A 21091-nucleotide genomic window follows, 5' to 3' on the forward strand; every position below is an offset into this window, starting at 1 on the left:
ATTAATGTAATCCAATTTAGGTGGTACCGCGGAAGTCAATCGACCTCTTTTCGCCCTATTGTTATAGGGAGAAAAGAGGTTTTTTATTATTTTAGGAGGCAAGAAGATGATAAAAAAGCAACGGATTGTCGTGAAAATTGGAAGTAGTTCCCTCACGAATTCTAAAGGTGAAATTGACCATGAAAAACTACAAGATCATATAGATGCAATCGCAGCACTAAAACGTCAAGGGCATGAAGTATTACTTGTTTCATCTGGAGCTGTTGCAGCTGGTTTTCGAAAACTTGGCTATCCTTCAAGACCAATTACTCTTAAAGGAAAACAAGCAGCAGCTGCTGTTGGGCAAAGTTTACTTATTCAGCAATATGCTATGGGGTTCCAAGAATATGAAATGATTACAGCACAAATTTTACTTACACGTACTGACTTTTCTAAAAAAGAGCGCTATAAAAATGCCTATGCAACTTTTACAGAGCTATTAGAAAGATCAATTATACCGATTATTAATGAAAATGATACTGTGTCCATCGCAGAGCTAACATTTGGGGATAATGATATGCTATCCGCTTTAGTAAGTGGGCTCGTCCATGCAGACCAACTAATAATTCTAACAGATATTAATGGCTATTATAACGACAATCCTAATAAAAATCCGAATGCACAGCGTATAAACCATCTTTCGGACATTACAGAGGAAATACTATCTAAAGCAGCTGGTAGTGGATCGAAAGTAGGCACAGGAGGTATGCAATCTAAACTTCTAGCAGCACAAACAGCTCTCAATTCAGGCGTAACGGTATTTATCGGTAAGGGAACAGGTGCAAATAAATTAATCGATATTTTAAAAGGTAATGGCGACGGTACTTATATTAGCAAAAATCATTCTTCTACAATGCCAAACAACAAACAATGGATTTCATTTACTGAAGTTTCAGGTAAGATTTTCATCGACGAAGGTGCAAAAATTGCTTTACTAGACAAAGGGAAAAGCTTATTACCTGCTGGTGTTTGTGAAGTAGAAGGAGAATTCACTGCTGGAGATGTTGTAGAAGTTTACTGCAAAGATATACTTCTTGGTCGTGGTGAAGTCCATTATTCTAGTGAAGAGTTAACCTTTGCCTTAGGAAAACGTACAGAGAAAAATTTGTCAAAACCTATTGAAGTCATTCACCGTAATAACTGGGTAAGAATAAAACTGGAGGAGGAATCGAAATGACAAATCAAATAATGGAAAGTGAAGTTCGATTAAAAGGAAGACTTGCAAAAAAAGCGAGTACTATATTAAATATAAAAACTACTGATGAAAAAAACCATGCCCTTCTTAAAATAGCCGAACAATTACTAAAAGACCAAACTGAAATCATTGAAGCAAATAAAAAAGATCTTTCGTCTGGAAAAGAGAAAGGCTTAACAGATTCTGTTCTTGACCGCATTCTATTAAATGAATCACGAATTACATCGATGGCTAATTCTGTTGAAGAATTAATTGCATTAAAGGATCCTGTTGGTGAAATTCTTGAAACAATTCAAAAAGAGAACGGATTAAAAATAGAAAAGCAGAGAGTACCTCTTGGAGTAATTGGTATGATCTATGAGGCTCGACCAAATGTGACAGTTGACGCGGCATCCCTTTGTTTAAAAACAGGAAATGCTGTAATTTTAAGAGGTAGTTCTTCAGCAAAATATTCGAACAAAGCACTAGTACAATCAATTCACAGAGCATTAGAAAATACATCTATTCCACTAACTGCTGTTCAATTAATTGAAGATACGAGTCATGAAACAGCAAGTGAATTATTCCAATTAAATGACTATTTGGACGTGTTAATTCCACGAGGAAGCAAGAAATTAATTGACCTTGTTGTGAAAGAGTCTACAGTACCAGTATTAGAAACTGGTGCAGGTAACTGTCATATTTTTGTCGATGAATCTGGTCAATTTGATATGGCACAAAATATTATCATCAACGCTAAAACCCAACGTCCATCTGTATGTAACGCAGTGGAAAGTTTATTAGTTCATCGGGAATGGTTTAACCAAAATGGTGTTCAACTCTTGAAACGTTTACAGGACTCAGGTATTACAATCGTTGGTGATGAACATATTTGTGCTGTTCTACCTAATGCTGTTAAAGCCACTGAGGAAGATTTCGCTTCGGAATTTTTAACTTTAACAATTAGCGTTAAAGTCGTGGAAACTGTAGAGGATGCTATTAACCATATTAATTATTATGGTACAAAACATTCAGAGGCTATTATTACTGAAGATGAGTTAAATGCGGCAACATTTTTAAAAAATGTTGATGCAGCTGCAGTTTATCATAATGCATCAACAAGATTTACTGATGGATTTGAATTTGGTTATGGTGCAGAGATTGGCATCAGTACACAGAAACTTCATGCTCGCGGACCAATGGGATTGCCTGCCCTTACTTCTTCAAAATATTTCGTTTATGGGAATGGACAAGTTCGTAACTAATGAAAATGTGGTGGGGAATAATCCCCACCTTTTTTTATTCTTTATAAAATGGACGAATAGGAACTAATGCATTTTTAATTAATCTTAGTTAGTTAAACTTCACTCTAAAAATCGTCCGTCAGAATATTATTGATTAGCTGTATATTTTCTAATAGCAGGTAAAATCTCATTTCCAATAATTTCAATGTTTTTCATTAATTTATCGAATGGAACACCACCAAAATCCATTTGACCAATGTAACGTTGATGCCCGAATAATTCATATTGATAAAGGATTTTTTCAATGATTTGTTGCGGACTTCCTACATTCATTACATTTTGAGGATCTGCACCTTGAGCAAATTGATACATTGGGAATCCACGGCCGTTTGATAATTTCATACCTCCATCAATATGCGGATGATATTCTTTAATTGCATCTTGAGTTGTTTTAGCAGCATAGAAAAATCCAGCGGTTGCAACTGGTAATTCACTTGGATCAAAACCATTTTCTTTAAGTGACTCACGATATGCATCTATTGAATATTTAAAGCTCGTTGCAGGTCCACCAAGCATAGCTATCATCATTGGTACTCCTGCTCGTCCAGCTTTAACTGCTGAGGCAGGTGGTCCACCAACAGCTCTCCAAATCGGAAGTGTGCCATTTAAGGGGCGAGGTAGAATTTGAGCATCTTTTAAGGGTGCACGGAATTCCCCACTCCAGTTTACGATTTCTTCTTTATTAATTTGTAATAAGAGATCGAACTTTTCTTCAAATAATTCTTCGTAATTGCGAAGATCATAGCCTAATAAACTAAATAAACCAACTCGTGAGGCTCGTCCAGCAATAATTTCAGTACGTCCATTTGATATTAAGTCAATTGTTGCAAAGTCCTCATACACACGCACAGGATCTAGTGTACTAACTATCGTTGATGAACTTGATATTTTGATATTATTCGTCGCTTGAGCGATTGCCGATAATACAACGGAATGTGCTTGAGTTGTGAAATATTCTTGGTGACTCTCCCCTACACTAAAAAAATCAATTCCTGCTTGTTCTGCTAGTTTAGCTAATTCAATAATTTCTTGAATCCTTTGTTGCGCTGAAATGCGCTCTTTTGAATGGGGATTTGCCATATGATCTCCTAAAGTATAAATGCCAAACTCTAAACCATTTTTCGGGTTAATGCGATATTTTTCCATTTTTAAAACTCCCCTTTTATTTAATTTTGAATAATAATTCACAATAATAGCATTATATCTTGAATTCAAGATTTATAATATACAACCTTTGATTGAAATAATTAGACGTTTGTGACCTAAATATTCCCATTGTTTTGTATTAATATAAAAGGATATTAAGGTTTAATAAATAAAAATTGATTGCGAAAGCTTTCCCATTTTCGCAATCAATAAATCAGCCAATATAAATAAATAATTTCATATTGATATTTCATGAATAACTTTTATATGTTCTATATTCAAAAATACATGTGAATTTTCACCCGTTTGTACTTCTACCATTTTACCTAAAAGGTTTTTAATTAATCCCGTATGGTTACCTTTGAATCCTAGATTAATAACAACCAGTTTATTAATCTTGCTTTTTATTAGTAAATCGAATTGATCTGCTAATTTATGATTGGGAGTAATGGAATAAAATTGCTCTTTTGTTAACCCATATGGATGTATTTCTTCTGTATGTGGAATGATCCATTTTAAATGTTTGGTTGAAATGTACATTGTTTTATAAATTGGCGAATGAAAAACAAAATAATCTTTCATTACATTCACTATAACACCATGTAATGGCTGTCTATTCATTACATTGACTTCTGTATACATACCAATTGCCTGAGTCAACACATCTGATAAAGATAATTCCTTAAGAGCATCATCAGTAAAATATTCTGGTTTCGTAATTGGACTTTGAATATCTTCTACTTGCTGTGCGGTCGAAATATTTTGAATATGTTCAAATGAGATATATAAATATTCTTTTCCAGTATACAGCACTAGTATTTCACTACTTTGATCGATGATTTTTCCTTTTACAAGAACATCTCCAGCAAGGATTACTTCAACGATTTCTTTTATTTCCGGTTCAAACTTATTAAACAAGTTCTCCCTCCTTATTAAGAAAAGAACTAGAACACTGAAAAGAACTATGGGAAAATTTATATGTTTTATAGAGTTGTTTGAATTATGTTATGGACAATATTTGTTATTTTTATATACTCCCATAGTTACTTTAATAAGATGTGAAAGTTATTTGAGGCGTAACATTAAGCTAGTTATTTTCTTCTGTTTGTTTTTCTACTGTTCTGTTGATTTTTTGCATTAGAATCAGTTTCTTCACTTTCTTCCTGTGTTGCAAATTGACCATTACTTACACTACGAATATGGTGCATCGAAACCCTAATTAATTCTTCGTTTGCAATAAGTGTTATATAATCGTCTGAAACAGAATCAAGTACACCTTCAATATTTTCAGGAATGATTTTTACCCATTGATGATCGAAATTATTATTGATCATCGTTTTGAAATCTAAACCAGAAAATTGTTGTTCAACTTCTTCCGGTATAAATGTATCAATTTGTTCCTGTTCTTTTAAACTCTGACTAATGGATTTTACATGGTAAAGTTTATAGACTACAAGACCATTATTTTTTGTTAATAACGTAATATAATCATCACCGTATCCTATGCACTTACCTACAGCAGAATGAGGGCCACCGCGATCAACTTTTATAGTTTGACCTTTTAAATGTCTAAATAGTTCGCCATTCATTTTAAAATTAACCTCCTATTTTTTATTTCTTGCTCAATATATGGCAAAGTACCCAATTCATTAATGTTAAATGCCTATAAACAAATTAATTATTTTTAACAAGAAAAAACCGCCTCGCGACCCGAGACGGTTTTTTGAACTTTATATTTTTATAATTCGTATCCTATGAACCAATGATGTATCAACTTTTTAGAATTGTTTAGGAACTATGCACTCTTTCGCCTTTTCGATTTGAAGTCGTACTTGGTCAAATCCAGTACCACCCAGTGAATGTCGTCTACGGACAGCAGCTTCTGGACGTAACACTTCATACACATCTTCTTCGATCAGATTACTTTCAGCTTTCATATCTTTAAGTGGCAAGTCTAATAAATAAATACCTCTTTGAATACAAGTAAATACTAGCTTTCCTGTCACTTCATGCGCTTCACGGAATGGCATACCTTTTGTTGCCAAATAATCAGCAAGCTCGGTTGCATTAGAGAAATCGCTATGAACTGCTTTGTGTAGTCTTTCCGTGTTTACTGTCATCGTGCGGACCATGCCTTCAAAGATCTTCAAAGAGCCTAGTATTGTTTGAACAGTATCAAACATACCTTCTTTATCTTCTTGCATATCTTTGTTGTAAGTTAACGGTGTTCCTTTCAATACCGTTAACAAGCCCATTAGGTTACCGTAAACACGACCAGTCTTGCCTCGAATAAGTTCAGCCATATCTGGGTTTTTCTTTTGAGGCATAATTGATGAACCTGTAGAAAATGCATCATCTAATTCGATAAATTTAAACTCATCTGTTGACCATATAATAATCTCTTCAGCAAAACGAGACAAATGGGTCATTAGAAGACTAGCGTTTGATAAAAATTCTACGATGAAATCACGATCACTAACCGCGTCCATTGAATTTTCATAAACTTTACTAAATCCAAGGTATTCTGCAGATTTCAGACGGTCAATTGGAAAAGTTGTTCCAGCCATCGCGCCAGCACCTAGCGGTAAAATATCGATACGTTTCATTGAATCATTGAAGCGTTCTTTATCACGCTCTAACATCCAAAAATAAGCCATTAAATGATGACCAAAACTGATAGGTTGAGCACGTTGTAAATGTGTATAACCTGGAGCAATTGTTTCAATATGTTGTTCAGCTTTATCTACAATCGTTTTTTGGAAAGTTTCAATTAGATCGATAACTTCCACAACACGTTTCTTTAAAAATAGATGAACGTCTGTTGCAACTTGGTCGTTACGGCTACGGCCTGTATGGAGTTTTCCTCCAACAGGACCGATTATATCCGTTAACATTTTTTCTAAATTTAAATGGATATCTTCGTTTGCTACACTAAACTCGAGCTCCCCAGCCTCTGCTAATCTGTTAAGCTCTGCTAAACCGCCAAGAATCTTCTCTACGTCTTCAGTAGACAAAATACCTTGTGCGCCTAACATTGTTACGTGTGCAACACTACCTTCTAGATCTTCCATTACTAATTGTTGGTCAAATCCGATTGATGCGCCGAATTCATCTACCCAGCTTTCCGCTGATTTCTGAAAGCGGCCACCCCATAATTTTGTCATGGTGACACCTACTTTTTTAGATCCAAATGATGCAAGTGGAAATTATTTAGTAACCTTTTCTGTGTTTTTTGCAACTTCTGCTGCTACTACTGTTGGAAGACCCCATAATTCAATGAAACCAACTGCAGAATTGTGATTGAATTTATCAGCTTTTGAGTAAGTTGCTAATTCTTCAGAATATAGTGAGTTTGGTGATTTACGTCCTTCAACAATTGCATGACCTTTGTATAACTTCACGCGAACTGTTCCATTTACATATTTTTGAGTTTCTTTTAAAAACGCTTCGAGTGCTGTACGAATTGGGTTGAACCAAAGACCTTCATAAATGATTTCAGATAGTTTTTGTTCAACAATTGGTTTAAAGTGAGCTAACTCTTTTACTAGAGTTATATCTTCAAGTTCTTTATGAGCAGTTAAAAGCACCTTTGCACCAGGTATCTCGTAAACTTCACGTGATTTAATACCAACTAAACGGTTCTCAACGTGATCGATACGTCCAATTCCATGTGCACCTGCTACTTTATTTAACTCTTGGATTAGATCAGCTAATTTCATTTCTTGTCCATTAATCGAAACTGGTTTACCTTCTACAAATTCAATTTCAACATATTCTGCTGTATCAGGTGCGTTTTCGATTGAAACAGTTAATCCATAAGCTTCTTCTGGTGGAGCAACCCAAGGATCTTCCATTACACCAGCTTCGTTCGCACGTCCCCAAAGATTTTGGTCAATTGAGAATGGTGAATCGATTGTTGCAGGAATTGGAACACCGTGTTTCTCTGCATATTCGATTTCTTCGTCACGACTCCATCCCCACTCACGAACTGGTGCAAGAACTTCTAGGTCTGGGTTTAAAGCTTTAATAGATACTTCAAAACGCACTTGGTCATTTCCTTTACCTGTACATCCGTGAGCAACTGCATCTGCATTTACTTGGTTAGCAATCTCTACTAATTTTTTAGATATTAAAGGACGAGATAATGCAGAAACTAATGGATATTTTTGTTCATACCAAGTATGACCTTGTAAAGAAATAAGAGCATATTCTTCAGCAAATTCGTCTTTTGCATCAACCATATATGATTCAACTGCACCTACTTGAAGTGCTTTGTTTTTAATGAATTCTAAATCCTTACCTTCACCTACATCTAAACATACAGCAATTACGTCCCAACCTTGTTCTTTTAACCAAGGAATTGCCACTGATGTATCTAAACCGCCTGAATAAGCTAAAACAACTTTTTTGTTTGCCATAATGTATTGCCTCCGATAAATTCATGTCTGTATTTTTATACAACTATATAAAACTTTATACACGAATAGTATCATGTAATAAAAATAAAAACAAGTGAAATTTTATTAATATAAGACAATTCAAAAAATGAGCAGAAACCTATACTTAACAAGCATTTTTGGTTCTACTCAGACAATAATTATTTCTTATTAAAAAATCTTCTTCCCACTTTTTCAGCTATACTAGGTGCAATTGCATAAAGTTTACTTGTAATCCCTAATACTTTCGGTAAATTTACTTCTCTTACTGGATGATTAATGCAATTTACTACACATGTTGCTACCTTTTCAGGCTTTAATAGGAAGTTTTTTATTGTTTCTCTATATGCATTTGTTGCATCAGCCTTTTGTAAAAATGGTGTATCAATTGGACCTGGATAAATCGTTGTTACCTTCACATTATAAGATTCAAGCTCTAATCTAAGTCCATTTGAAAAGCCTGTTATCGCATGTTTGGATGCAGCATATACACTAGCTTTTCTTGTTGCAACTTTTCCAGCTTGAGAGCCAATAAAGATAATATGCCCTGAATTTCTCGTAATCATGTTTTTCGCCAATCTTCTCGTTAAAACAATAGGAGCACGAACATTTACATCAATCATCATATCAATTTCTTCATCTAATAGATCAAATGCATTTTGAAATATACCTAACCCAGCATTCATTATTGCAACATCAATGGGAGGTAGAGAATTACAAACGTACTCAATATCTTCTGTTTTCGTTAAATCAGCTTGCAAGACATTTGCTCCTAATTTACTTAACATTTCAAGTGAAGGTTCATTTCGTCCAGTTGCATATACAGTATGTCCAGACTTTACACACATTTCTGTAATCAATCGACCAATTCCACTAGTAGCACCCGTTATAAAGATTACTTTACCATGCTTCAAATTGTATGTTCCTTTCTTAAATATCCATACTTTTTTATATAATGTGGACCCAATCGAAAGTTTTCTTTTTTGACTGCAATTAAATTAACCACATTAAAAAAGAGTATAGAAAACTCTATACCCTTCAAATTTAACCTATTTCATATTTAGCAAATTAAATAATTCATCTTTAGATGTTAAAAAGTCTGCTAAACAGTATTGGTCAAGTACTTTTAAGTAAGCCTTCAATGCTTCACCTAATGCATTTTTAAGTTGACAGGCAGGAGAAATCCTACACAAATTATTTTCAGAACTAAAACACTCAACTAAGTGGAAATCTTCTTCTGTTTGACGTACTACTTGCCCGATCTTTATATCCTTAGGATCCATGGCAAGTCGAATTCCACCACCTCGCCCACGGATTGTCTCGATATAGCCGTGTTGACCTAAATCATATGTTACCTTCATTAAATGATTTTTTGATATATGGTAAGCATCTGCAATTTCTTGTATTGTTGTTAACTTATCTGGACTTTTCAGGCCAAGATATAGCAAAGTCCTGAGTGAGTAATCTGTATATAATGTTAAGCGCATTAGTTACACCACACTTTCTAATTACATTATATCATCATTAATAGTCAAATATTAAATATGACACATAATTTTACCTCTTTAAAGATGTATTTTGAATACATCAATTGTGGCGATTTTGTTAAAGGTGTATTTTAGATAATTTTTTGTGACCATTTTGTTAAACATGTATTTATGATATTGCTTTTAAAAATACTCGAGAGTATAGTGGCATTAGAAAGGACGTGTTAGATTATGTTATCTCAACAAACAATCGACATTATTAAATCAACAGTACCGGTATTAGAACAACATGGTGTTACAATTACAAAAACTTTCTATCAAAACATGTTTAATGAACATCCAGAATTACTAAACATTTTTAACAAAGCAAACCAACAAAGAGGACGTCAACAAACTGCTTTAGCAAACACTGTTTTAGCTGCAGCAAAATACATTGACAACCTTGAGCCAATCGTTCCAGTAGTAATGCAAATTGCACATAAACACCGTGCATTAGGTATTCTTCCAGAACATTATCCTATCGTTGGTGAAAATTTATTAAAAGCAATTAAAGAAGTACTTGGAGATGCTGCAACAGACGATATTATCGGTGCGTGGGCAAATGCATACGGAGTTATCGCAGATGTATTTATCTCAGTTGAAGAAGATTTATACCAAAAAGCTGAGGCTAACGGAGGATGGCGTTTATTTAAGCTGTTTAAAGTAGCTAAAAAAGTTGAGGAAAATGCAGAAATTACTTCATTCTATTTAGTACCAGAAGATGGTTCTGCTTTACCTGGTTTTGAAGCAGGTCAATATATTACGGTCCGTGCAAAAGCACCAGGAGAAGAGTATATTGCAAATCGTCACTACACTTTATCTCAACCGTCGAATGCAAATGAATTCCGCATTTCAGTAAAACGTGAAGACGCTTGTGATCCAAAAGGTGTAATTTCAAATTACCTTCACAATAATGTAAACGAAGGCGACGTTATTGAAGTAAGTGCACCAGCTGGTTTATTTACTCTAGATAATTCGGACAACCCTGTATTATTTGTTAGCGGTGGTATCGGAGTAACACCATTAAACACAATGCTTCAATCAATCGAAACTGGACGCGACGTTACATTTGTTCACACAGCTCGCAACGAAAATGTAATCGCTTTCCAAGAACAAATTGAAACTAAAGTGAATGAATTAAACGGCAAATACCGCGCCTTCTATTCTGATTCTGAAGGATACATCACAAAAGAAGTATTAGCACCTTATGTGAAAGAAAATACAGAGCTTTACGTATGTGGTCCAACACCATTCTTAGAAGCAGTAGTTTCTATTGCTAAAGAATTAAATATTCCAAATGATAAAATTCACTATGAATTCTTTGGTCCTGCAATGACGTTAAAAGCATTCGCAAACGCTTAATTAATACGAGCGATTCAAATTTAAATCCTAACATTATTTAGTCCTGAATGATTGGCCCACCATCCAATCGTCCAGGACCTTTTTTAACTTCGCGAATATATATTTAGTCCTTCTATTACTTCACATTTTACTAAACCTTCACTTTCTAAAATATCTAAATATCCGATTGTTTTAGATATTGTTAGTCCTAGCTGAGTTCTGTAAATTGATGAATATAGTTGTTGTGTTACTTCTATGACTGATTTCGGTTTATCTAAAATATCATAAACCTGCTCTGCTCTCACTCGGTCTCTTTCAAGCCTTGTTGTAATAAGCTCAGACACGTTTGTTATTTCGTTACCGTGCCCAGCGTATACCTTATTTACTTGGAGATCTTTTAATAATACTAAAGAATTTCTATATTCTAGTAATGCTTTAGATCGTTCTAAAGTTAAATTTACAGGAGGTTCTATTAATGGGTTTGAGGCAACATGCTCTAACAGTAAATCACCACCGATAACAGAGTTTGATTTCGTATCATGGAAAATGAGATGGCTTTCAGCATGACCTGGCGTATAATACGCCTTTAAACCAGGATGACCAGGAACTTCATCTTGATCTTTAAGTAATTGAGTTAATGGAATCGTTCCAAAATAAGACATTTCTTCACGATTCTCTAAATATTTTTCAATAAACTTTTCAGGTACTGCGTTTCTCTTTAAATGAAATCTGTAAAATTCGCTTCGGTACTCTAGAAAGTCTTTATTTTTTCTTAGAAAATGATCAATATATTCATGGCCTAGAATGTTAGCTTTTGGAAAGGCATCTACCCATCCTGCATGATCTGGATGATGATGCGTTAAGACAACCTGTTCAATGTCATTAAGATTATATCCAGCATCATTAATACCCTGCTTTAATGCCTCATAAGCATCTTTCGTCTTAGTACCAGCATCGAAAAGTGATAAAGTATCTCCCTTGACTAAGAACGCATTGACATCGCCAATTTCATATGGAGTAGGAATGACGATTTTATGTATTTCCATTACAGTATCCCCCTAGTATTAAAAGCAACATATATAAAACTGAATCAGTATTCATTCTACTCTTATTTATTATTTTCGTCCAATAAAAGTTGACATTTTTGAATTTAGTGCATATAATTTGCATATTCAAATATTAAATACGATGATGAAGCCAAGTAAATGAATCGATGGTTATAGAGAGTGCTATAAATGGTGTAAATAGCATACCCTCTCGACTTCATTGAACCTACTTCTGAGTAGTTATGACAACATAACCGTAGCCTTTGCGATAAAAGGATTCGAGTTGTGCCATTTTTTTGGCGAACTAAGGTGGTACCGCGGAAATGATCATGCGTTTTTCGTCCTTATTGAAGGATGAAAAACGCATTTTTTTATACTCTAAGAAGTAAAACTGTTTGAGATGGAGGGATTGTTTTGCAGAAGATTGTTTTTGTAGGAGCTGGAGCAATGGCCGAAGCGTTAATCCAAGGATGGATTTACCAAGAAGTAGCCGAAACAAACAATATCTATATGTCGAACCGTTCAAATTATGAAAGATTAGATTACCTAAGCTCGACATATGGTGTCAACATTCTACAAAATAAAGAACAATTATTTGACGCTGATTTAGTTGTTTTAGCGATTAAACCTAAGGATGGTAAGATAGCAATGGAAGCAATAAAACCTTTCATCGCTGATAATACACCTATATTAACTGTAATGGCAGGAATTTCGATGGAAACTGTTAGCAATATTCTCGGGGAAAGACCAATTGCTCGCGTTATGCCAAATACTTCCGCTTCAATTGGGATGTCTGCTAGTGGTGTAGCGTTTAATGAATTTGTTACAGAAAAACAAAAAGAGCGATTTATCGAAATGCTAGATGCAATAGGAATCGTTATTGAAGTAGACGAAGACAAACTTCATGCAGTAACTGCACTATCAGGAAGTGGTCCTGCCTATTTATATTATTTAGTTGAGGCATTCGAAAAAGCGGGAACAGAATTTGGTTTACCAAAGGAAACAGTTCGAAAGCTTATGGTACAAACAATTGCTGGATCAGCAGCTATGCTAGAACGTGTTAAAGAAGAACCAAATGTACTAAGACGCAAAGTGACAAGTCCAGGTGGTACGACAGAAGCGGGTATTCAAGCATTAGAAGATCATCACTTTAATGAAGCAATATCTAATTGTATTAAAAGTGCTGAAGCAAGATCCCGCGAATTAGCAAAAAGTGAATGAACAAACCTATAAAAGGAGTTGTCTTTAACTATGACAACTCCTATGTATTTATAAAGTTCCTGCCTTTATACGTTTGACAATTGAGTATGTAGTATACAAAGCCATTGGCGCTAAAACTGCTGCAATTATGAGCCAAAGATTTAAAGCACCCGCAGCTTGTAACCCATTGAAATTTGTGACAATATAAATAATCATTCCAAAAAGTAGAAAATAACTTAATACATTTGGAAAAATGACAAGAAGCCTTAGAATTGCTGGATTGATTTTAGTTTCATTCATAAATACCCCTCCCCTATCTTCTATATTCTACTAAAATTTACTCGTTAATTCTATTTTTTTCTAAAATAAATAGAAAAGATAACTTGAATACGATTACTCAAGTTACCTTTACATTATATTTCCTGTATTAACTCATTATTTTTCCAAGAGAATTGATCAAAATCTTTTACTAAATATAAGTCTGGGAAGGTTTCTTTAGCATCTAATACCAATTTTTGAATATCTGCCGGCAAGAAGCGTGCGCTAATATGATTTAATAGGAGGTAGTGTGCACCTGCTTCTTTAGCGATTTGTGCAGCTTCAATATTAGTAGAATGACCGTAGTTTGCGGCGTGCTGTGATGTTGAGTGATCAAATGTTGCTTCATGCACTACAATATCCGCCTGACGACTTAATAGTTTAGAGTTGTCGCACAATCGCGTGTCCCCTAAAATTGTCACTATAAACCCCTTTTTAGGTGGTGAAGTGACCTCCTTACTTAATATAATTTCACCATCTTCTAAGGTGATATCTTGGCCATTTTTCAACTTTCCAAGAAGTGGTCCCTTTGGTACACCAAGTTCCCTCGCTTTTTCAACTAATAATTCACCTGGTAGTGGCTTTTGCTCAATACGAAAACCAAAACACTGAATTACATGTTCAAGCTCCATTGCCGTGACAATAAATTGTTCATCCTCAAAAATAACACCTTCTTGAATCTCCACAAATTCAATCGGATACGTAATATGTGTATTTGATAATTCAAATGAAAACTCAATCCACTCTTTCAAACCTTTTGGGCCATATAGTGTTAATGTATCTTCCCCACCTAAAAAAGATCTTGAGCTCAATAATCCTGGCAAACCAAAAATATGATCGCCATGTAAATGAGTAATAAAAATTTTCTCTATTTTCCTTGGACGAATGGAAGTGTGCAAAATTTGATGCTGGGTTGCTTCACCACAATCAAATAACCAAACTGTTCCTCTTTCCTCTAGTAATTTTAATGCAAGTGCACTAGTATTTCTTTCCTTTGAAGGCATCCCTGCGCCTGTCCCTAAAAATTGTATTTGCATGTTAACACCACGTTCATTTTTATAGTTAAAACACTATTTCTTTAGTTATCTTTTAAATCTTCTAAAAAATCTTTACTAAAACTTGTTTTTGAAGCATAAGTTGATTTTTTATCAATAGCTATTCCTTTTTGTATGGAGCCCTTTCCATATTTCTTCTCAATTTCATCGATTAATTCATAAATAGGTTCATCTTTTGCATATTGTTCGAAATTATCAAAAGATAATTGGACTGCAACGTTTTTTATATCTTGAACATTTGAAATGGTAATCCCTAACAAACGAATGGGAGAACCATCCCAAGCTTTATGAAACAGATTAATCGCTTCATCATAAATATCTACTTTTAAGGAAATGGGGTTTTGTAATGTCTTACTTCTAGAATGATTATGCCAATCTGCATCACGGATTTGTATACTTATTGTTGTACCACATAATTTCTTTACAGAAAGTCTCTCAGCCACCTTTTCAGCTAACCTTTCAAAGGTTTCTTCTAATTTTTCGATGTCTGTTTCGTCATAAGGAAGTGTGGTTGAATTTCCAACGCTTTTCGTATCATAAATGGAATCTGGGTCAACTTTTCGCGTATCGTTCCCATTTGCCCGTTCGCGTAGTCGTACTCCATTTTTTCCAAGTTCTTGTTTTAATAATCCTTCATTTGAGTTGGCTAGCTCTCCAATAGTGTATATTTTTAAAGAAGCTAACTTTTTAGATGTACTTTCTCCTACACCATGCATTTCAATTACCGCTAATGGCCAAAGTTTTTCCTTCACATCTCTTTTCCTCAATACTGTTATTCCCATCGGTTTTTTCATATCTGATGCAGTTTTTGCTAAAAACTTATTTGGACCAATCCCAATGGAACAAGGTAAATCTAATTCATGCAAAATGCGTAGTTGAATTTCTTTTGCTATTTCTAGTGGATGCCTTTTCTTTGAAACCTCAGTAATATCAATATATCCTTCATCTATAGAAACAGGTTCTACCATATCTGTATACTCTCTTAAAATAGAAAACATTGCCTTAGAAGCAGTTCGATATTTTACGAAATCTGGTGATAAAACTATAAGATCAGGGCATTTTCTCAAAGCTTCACCAACATTCATTGTCGTATAAATTCCCTTAGCTCTCGCTTCATACGAACTAGTAACAATAATCCCCCGTCTTTCTTTTGGATTGCCTGCAATAGCAACTGCTTTCCCTTTCAAATCCGGGTTGTATGCCTGTTCAACCGATGCATAAAAGCTATTCATATCTACATGGAAGATGATGCGTGCTGCCCCCATTATTCCACCTCACTTTCTAAAATATTATCATAATAGCGTCTCATTTAAAAAATGAGTTGACAAAAAAATGAAAATATAATAATCTCATTTGTGTAAACTTAAAATTTTAATAGGTTAACACAAAGGAGTGCTTTTATGAAATCCAAAACACAAATGTATGTAGTTACTGCCTTTGCGGCAGCAATCATCGCAGTACTTGCACAAATTTCAATTCCATTACCAATGGGCGTTCCAATTACAGGACAAACTTTAGCTGTAGGACTAGTTGTAACAATTTTAGGTACGAAGTATGGATCTTTAGCCGTATTAGTTTATATTCTTCTTGGTGCAATTGGTATGCCTGTATTCTCAAGTATGTCAGGTGGTATAGGTGTTTTAGTAGGCCCAACTGGAGGATATATTATCGGTTTCCTAGCACAAGCGTTTATCCAAGGTTTATATATGGATAAATTCGGTTACACATATGTACATGCAATTATTTCTAATTTAATCGGTATGGTAATAACTTTAGCATTTGGAACAGCATGGTTGAAAGTTGCACTGAGTATTTCTTGGGAAGCCGCTTTCATGGGTGGAGTTTATCCATTTATCATACTAGGTATTGTTAAAGCGGTAGCAGCTGCTTATTTTGGAATAATTGTTCGCAACAGGTTATTAAGTCAACAACTTATTCCATCATTAAAATACTAAATTCACTGTTATTTGTTAACCTCTCAATCTTGAGAGGTTTTTTATTTTTGCAAATTCCAACATACTTTTCTCACAATGATACTAAATATTATTTAGATTCTTCATACGGAAACAGTCTATAGGCTTATACATCTTTTTAAAAAATAGGTTTAAAACCATCTTAAGAATACACCTTTTCATATTTATATAGTGTAGCATCACTAAATTTTTTATGGGGGACATTTCTTCGAAAAATAAATATTCAAACACTATATAACCGTATACGGAAAGAATGTGAAAGGAAAATGCATCCAATAGTAATTATTACCATCCTAACATTTTTGGTTACCTTAGTATTTATCCTTTGGAGACCTAGAAACATAAACGAAGCAATTCCTTCTACGATTGGTGCTTTAGTTATTTTACTATGTGGGACCGTGACACTTGTAGATTTAATAGATATTACAAGAACAATTAGTGATGCTGCGATAACCATTATGGCGACGATTGTAATGGCGATTGTCTTAGAAAGCTTTGGGTTTTTTAATTGGGTTGCAGAAAAACTTGCGGAAATAGCAAAAGGATCGGGTATACGATTATTTTGGTATGTCAATCTCTTATGTTTCTTAATGACGCTTTTCTTTAATAATGACGGTAGTATTTTAATTACAACACCTATTTTAATCATGCTACTAAATAACATGGGATTAAAAAATCATCAAAAAATTCCTTATTTACTATCAGGTGCTTTGATCGCTACTGCATCTAGTGCTCCAATTGGCGTTAGTAATATTGTAAATTTAATAGCACTTAAAATTGTTGATATGAGTTTAACTTCACATACAGCCATGATGTTTGTTCCTGCTACACTAGGACTTTTACTTTTAGTTTCACTGCTATTCCTATACTTTAGAAAAATCTTACCAAAGACCGTTCCAACTAAAGTTGCTGGGATGTCATCCCCTTCATACCATCCGATTAAACAAAAATTATTACAACAATCAAAGAAAGATCGCAATAAATTCATGCTATATGTACTTCTTTTTGTTTTTGTCGTTCGAATTAGTCTATTCTTTGCGTCATTTTTATCAATTCCGATTTCTGTAATGGCAGTACTCGGATCAATCGTCTTGCTATGTTGGAGATGGATTTATTTAAAAATCCCCCCAACAGATATGATCAAAAAAACCCCATGGTATATAATCGTTTTCGCCTTCAGTATGTATGTACTCATTTACGGATTAACGAATATCGGATTAACGGATATGTTAGTACAAACAATGAGACCTATAGTAAATGATAACCTATTCCATACAAGTGTCTTAATGGGAACTCTACTATCTGTACTATCAAATATTTTCAATAATCACCCTGCACTGATGGTTGGAACTATTACACTTACTAATATGGATCTAAAACCGCTTGAACTAAAGGTTGCTTATCTAGCAAATGTAATCGGAAGTGATATGGGTGCACTCTTACTTCCAATGGGAACATTAGCAACTTTAATGTGGATGCACATTTTAATTAAAGGAAAAATAAAGATAACATGGTGGCAATATATTAAAGTTACAATTGTAGTAATTCCTCCAACAGTAATCTTTACATTAGTTGTTTTATACTATTGGGTTACATGGCTTTTTTAACATCAATTAATAAAAATTCACTAACAAACACATAAACAACTAATTACAACCCTCTTGTTTTCTAAGTAAAATTGCATTTACATTGTAGCCATGAAAAATGACCCGTCATAAAAAATTATAAAAAGAGAGAGCCATTTTTTGGACTCTCTCTTTTACGATTAGATTAATAAATGTTAAATTCATTCCAGTTATTCACTCTTGGAATATTTATTTCTTTGTTATAAGATTGATTTTTTACGTATACTTTCGTAGGAATATCTCTTAAAGTTTCTAGAACTGCTGGTTTATCATCAAAATAATAATCTAATTTCAAGTCTTTTATAATATTAATTTTTTCTTGATCCTGCATTCCACAAAAGAAATGTTCGTCTTTTACCGGAAAACCAAGATTCTTTACCCACTCTTTTGTTCGTGGACAATATTCTAAAGGCCGTGACGTAATATAAAAAATTTCGTGACCTTCTGCCTGCAGCCCATTTAAAAACTCAATTGCTCCATCGAATGCCGGACAGTTTGTGAAGTAAATCTCCTCTAACAAGCTTGTCCACATTTTTCCACCTTCTACTTTATCCATTCCAAAGGCTTCGTGAATTTCTACTGTCTTCAACTGGTGAAACACTTCTAATCCAACATCTTTATTTAATTTTTTATTATAAATATGGAAGGCGTGCTCCCTTAAATTAATTAAAGTATCGTCTATATCAAATCCAAATCTCACAATATACCTACCTTTTTATGAATAAATAACAAACTGAGTTGCAAAGTTTTGCTCTTTTTCAATTTGAATTTTTTGTAATTTTTCGATTTCCTTTTTCCGTTCTGTTTCACATTGTATTAAATCTAGTTTATTTATTTCTTCTGGTGTAATGATCTGTGCTAAACATTCCGCATCTTTCATTGCACTATTTAGACCAAATGCTCCTGTTGGGGTCATTGTGTGTACAGCATCACCTAAAAAAGCAACACCATCTCTCACCCAAGTCTCACTGAAATTACTATACACATCAAGTAAGACAAAATCATTCCATGATGTAATATTTTCTTTAACAGAACGGTCAAGTATAGGAAAAGCCTGAATTAATTTTTCAATAAATGTAGTAAATGGTTGTTTACGTAATTCAGGAAATGAACCTTCTTCGATGTTCCACCCGATTTGTATATACCCTTTTGCCTGTGTAAATAAAGAAAGCTGAAAGCCATCAATAAGTGCCATTTTAATGGAAGGTTCCCAACCAGGTGGTGCAGGAATTCTTGCCCATAGTAAATCGTAGCCATGTTTTATCTTCGAAACTTCAATTCCCGCTTTTTTTCTTACTGTAGAATAACGACCGTCTGCACCAATAGTTATTCTACTTTCAATTGTCACTTCTTTTCCTTCACACATCGCTTTAACACCGAGTATTCTTTCTTCATCGTTCATTAATAAATCAATGACTTTTGTATTTGTCATTAATGTGAAAGGAGGAAATTGTTGCGCTTCCCCAAGAATTACTTGTAAAAGATGCGCTTGTGGGACATGAATACCTAGATGCCCTATTTTAGGGTCAGGGAGAATTTTCTTTAACAGCTTTCCATTCTCCCAATATTCCAATGACTCCATGGCAAGGAGACCTAATTCCTCGATTTTAGAGTATAGATCATATTTCTTTAATATTTCTTCGCCAACTTCGTTTAAATGTTCTCCGCGAAATGCTTTGGCAATTTTTTGATGACGTTCGATTAAAATGACAGATACATTTTGTTTGGCTAATAAATAAGCTAGTAATGCGCCACCTGGTCCCGCGCCAACAATACATACATCCGTTTTATAATTCATTATTTCACCTTTTCTTTGGATAAGCTGTTACTAATAAGTCTTGTCCAAATTGTTGATAAGACTCAAATTCAAGCTCAATTGCATCGTCCATTGTTTGCAAATCTTCGCCTAAAAATGGAGACTTAGAATTTTTACCACCTAGAACTTTTGGTGCAATATAAACCAGGTATTTATTAATTAGTCCTGCTCTAAGGAAAGATGCATTCACTTCTCCCCCACCTTCAACTAATACATCAGTAATCCCAAGTTTATATAATTGGTCTAGCATTTCTTCTAAATCTAATCCATTATTGTTTTTCTTAACGAAAACTATTGTAATGCCTTTGTCCTCAAGTGTTGCCACTTTGGCTGTATCTATATTTGATGTAGATGTAACGATGATTGTTTTCGCTTCACTAGTGTCTAACACTTTCGCTTCCATTGGCATGCGTAGTTGACTATCTAAAATTACACGAATTGGATTTTTTACATTACCAGTCTTCAAACGCGTTGTTAACTGTGGGTTATCAGCTAAAACCGTTCCAATCCCAACTAAAATTGCATCTACATTATTGCGAATTTCATGCACATGATTCCTAGCATCTTCCCCAGTAATCCACTTTGAATGGCCATTCGAAGTCGCAATTTTCCCATCTAATGTCATGGCAAATTTAGAGATAACAAATGGACGGCTCGTTAACATGTTGTGAATAAAACGTTCATTGAGTTTAATAGCTTCATCTTCCAATACACCAACATCCACTTTAATGCCCGCATCCTCTATTAAACGAATTCCACGACCTGCAACCTCTGGATTAGGATCTCGAGTTGCAACAACAACACGTGATACTTTTGATTTCACCACTAGATTTGCACAAGGTGGTGTTTTCCCGAAATGGGAACAAGGCTCTAAAGTTACGTAAAGCGTTGCCCCTTCAGCATGATCTCCAGCCATATTAAAAGCATGCACCTCTGCATGAGGTTCCCCTGCTTTTCGATGCAACCCAGAACCGACAATGACACCATCTTTTACTAACACTGCACCTACGACAGGGTTTGGATTTGTTTTTCCTAATGCAGAAGCTGCTAAATCTAAAGCTAATTGCATATAATCTCTATCTGTTTTCAATA

General features: G+C 34.4%; 20 protein-coding genes and 1 other annotated feature. Of the genes, 6 read left to right on the forward strand and 14 right to left on the reverse strand.

Annotation, left to right across the window (positions count from 1 at the left end):
* The first annotated feature begins 109 nt into the window (after positions 1 to 109).
* Both proB and CD29_RS10975 read left to right on the forward strand, forming a co-directional pair.
* Positions 110 to 1216 (forward strand): glutamate 5-kinase, encoded by a 1107-nt coding sequence (gene proB / locus CD29_RS10970; protein ID WP_036186811.1) that lies wholly within the window; start codon positions 110 to 112, stop codon positions 1214 to 1216.
* Between the two features lie 11 nt (positions 1217 to 1227).
* A complete protein-coding gene (locus CD29_RS10975; protein ID WP_036186814.1) occupies positions 1228 to 2478 on the forward strand; it encodes a glutamate-5-semialdehyde dehydrogenase in 1251 nt (416 codons plus the stop codon).
* A gap of 126 nt (positions 2479 to 2604) precedes the next feature.
* On the opposite strand, the gene CD29_RS10980 is transcribed toward CD29_RS10975, so the two are convergent.
* The 7 genes from CD29_RS10980 to CD29_RS11010 form a co-directional block, all read right to left on the reverse strand.
* On the reverse strand, positions 2605 to 3663 hold the full coding sequence (locus tag CD29_RS10980) for an LLM class flavin-dependent oxidoreductase (protein ID WP_036186558.1): 1059 nt from the start codon (positions 3661 to 3663) through the stop codon (positions 2605 to 2607).
* Between the two features lie 237 nt (positions 3664 to 3900).
* Positions 3901 to 4581, reverse strand: coding sequence for a hypothetical protein (locus CD29_RS10985; protein ID WP_036186561.1), 681 nt, complete (start codon positions 4579 to 4581; stop codon positions 3901 to 3903).
* Between the two features lie 173 nt (positions 4582 to 4754).
* A complete protein-coding gene (locus tag CD29_RS10990; protein WP_052124121.1) occupies positions 4755 to 5252 on the reverse strand; it encodes a hypothetical protein in 498 nt (165 codons plus the stop codon).
* 189 nt (positions 5253 to 5441) lie between these two features.
* A complete protein-coding gene (argH, locus tag CD29_RS10995) occupies positions 5442 to 6827 on the reverse strand; it encodes an argininosuccinate lyase (protein ID WP_036186564.1) in 1386 nt (461 codons plus the stop codon).
* A gap of 42 nt (positions 6828 to 6869) precedes the next feature.
* A complete protein-coding gene (locus tag CD29_RS11000) occupies positions 6870 to 8081 on the reverse strand; it encodes an argininosuccinate synthase (RefSeq protein WP_036186567.1) in 1212 nt (403 codons plus the stop codon).
* Between the two features lie 179 nt (positions 8082 to 8260).
* Complete coding sequence (locus tag CD29_RS11005) at positions 8261 to 9013, reverse strand: SDR family NAD(P)-dependent oxidoreductase (RefSeq protein ID WP_036186570.1); 753 nt, start codon at positions 9011 to 9013, stop codon at positions 8261 to 8263.
* Positions 9014 to 9148: 135 nt separating this feature from the next.
* Positions 9149 to 9586 (reverse strand): Rrf2 family transcriptional regulator, encoded by a 438-nt coding sequence (locus tag CD29_RS11010; protein ID WP_036186573.1) that lies wholly within the window; start codon positions 9584 to 9586, stop codon positions 9149 to 9151.
* 231 nt (positions 9587 to 9817) lie between these two features.
* On the opposite strand from CD29_RS11010, the gene hmpA reads away from it, so the two are divergent.
* On the forward strand, positions 9818 to 10987 hold the full coding sequence (gene hmpA / locus CD29_RS11015; protein ID WP_036186575.1) for an NO-inducible flavohemoprotein: 1170 nt from the start codon (positions 9818 to 9820) through the stop codon (positions 10985 to 10987).
* An 83-nt stretch (positions 10988 to 11070) separates the two neighbouring features.
* Here hmpA and CD29_RS11020 read toward each other — a convergent pair whose 3' ends face one another.
* Positions 11071 to 12012 carry an MBL fold metallo-hydrolase gene (locus tag CD29_RS11020; RefSeq protein ID WP_036186578.1) on the reverse strand — a complete coding sequence of 314 codons (942 nt, stop codon included), beginning with the start codon at positions 12010 to 12012 and terminating at the stop codon, positions 11071 to 11073.
* Between the two features lie 133 nt (positions 12013 to 12145).
* Positions 12146 to 12361: a binding site (T-box leader), on the forward strand.
* Between the two features lie 65 nt (positions 12362 to 12426).
* Between CD29_RS11020 and proC the strand changes: the two genes are divergently transcribed.
* On the forward strand, positions 12427 to 13233 hold the full coding sequence (proC, locus tag CD29_RS11025; protein WP_036186581.1) for a pyrroline-5-carboxylate reductase: 807 nt from the start codon (positions 12427 to 12429) through the stop codon (positions 13231 to 13233).
* Between the two features lie 48 nt (positions 13234 to 13281).
* Here proC and CD29_RS11030 read toward each other — a convergent pair whose 3' ends face one another.
* The 3 genes from CD29_RS11030 to CD29_RS11040 all read right to left on the reverse strand — a co-directional run bounded on the left by CD29_RS11030 (position 13282) and on the right by CD29_RS11040 (position 15850).
* Positions 13282 to 13512 carry a hypothetical protein gene (locus CD29_RS11030; RefSeq protein ID WP_036186584.1) on the reverse strand — a complete coding sequence of 77 codons (231 nt, stop codon included), beginning with the start codon at positions 13510 to 13512 and terminating at the stop codon, positions 13282 to 13284.
* A gap of 113 nt (positions 13513 to 13625) precedes the next feature.
* On the reverse strand, positions 13626 to 14567 hold the full coding sequence (rnz, locus tag CD29_RS11035) for a ribonuclease Z (RefSeq protein ID WP_036186587.1): 942 nt from the start codon (positions 14565 to 14567) through the stop codon (positions 13626 to 13628).
* 41 nt (positions 14568 to 14608) lie between these two features.
* Entirely contained in the window at positions 14609 to 15850 is a 1242-nt protein-coding gene (locus CD29_RS11040) for a DNA polymerase IV (protein WP_036186591.1), read from the reverse strand.
* 135 nt (positions 15851 to 15985) lie between these two features.
* Here CD29_RS11040 and CD29_RS11045 point away from each other — a divergent pair, with 135 nt between their 5' ends.
* Both CD29_RS11045 and CD29_RS11050 read left to right on the forward strand, forming a co-directional pair.
* Positions 15986 to 16540: a biotin transporter BioY gene (locus CD29_RS11045; protein ID WP_036186594.1), complete on the forward strand. Its 555-nt coding sequence runs from the start codon at positions 15986 to 15988 to the stop codon at positions 16538 to 16540.
* A 284-nt stretch (positions 16541 to 16824) separates the two neighbouring features.
* On the forward strand, positions 16825 to 18165 hold the full coding sequence (locus CD29_RS11050) for an arsenic transporter (protein ID WP_036186597.1): 1341 nt from the start codon (positions 16825 to 16827) through the stop codon (positions 18163 to 18165).
* Between the two features lie 163 nt (positions 18166 to 18328).
* On the opposite strand, the gene CD29_RS11055 is transcribed toward CD29_RS11050, so the two are convergent.
* From CD29_RS11055 to ribD, 3 genes are read right to left on the reverse strand one after another with little or no spacing between them, the layout of a single operon-like run.
* Positions 18329 to 18883, reverse strand: a complete 555-nt coding sequence (locus CD29_RS11055; protein ID WP_036186599.1) for a 5' nucleotidase, NT5C type — start codon at positions 18881 to 18883, stop codon at positions 18329 to 18331.
* Between the two features lie 15 nt (positions 18884 to 18898).
* On the reverse strand, positions 18899 to 19981 hold the full coding sequence (locus CD29_RS11060; protein ID WP_036186602.1) for an FAD-dependent monooxygenase: 1083 nt from the start codon (positions 19979 to 19981) through the stop codon (positions 18899 to 18901).
* Between the two features lie 4 nt (positions 19982 to 19985).
* Positions 19986 to 21089, reverse strand: coding sequence for a bifunctional diaminohydroxyphosphoribosylaminopyrimidine deaminase/5-amino-6-(5-phosphoribosylamino)uracil reductase RibD (ribD, locus tag CD29_RS11065; RefSeq protein WP_036186605.1), 1104 nt, complete (start codon positions 21087 to 21089; stop codon positions 19986 to 19988).
* Between the last annotated feature and the right edge of the window lie 2 nt (positions 21090 to 21091).

Origin of the sequence: Ureibacillus manganicus DSM 26584 (assembly GCF_000772945.1) — a bacterium.
Classification (GTDB): Bacteria; Bacillota; Bacilli; order Bacillales_A; family Planococcaceae; genus Ureibacillus; species Ureibacillus manganicus.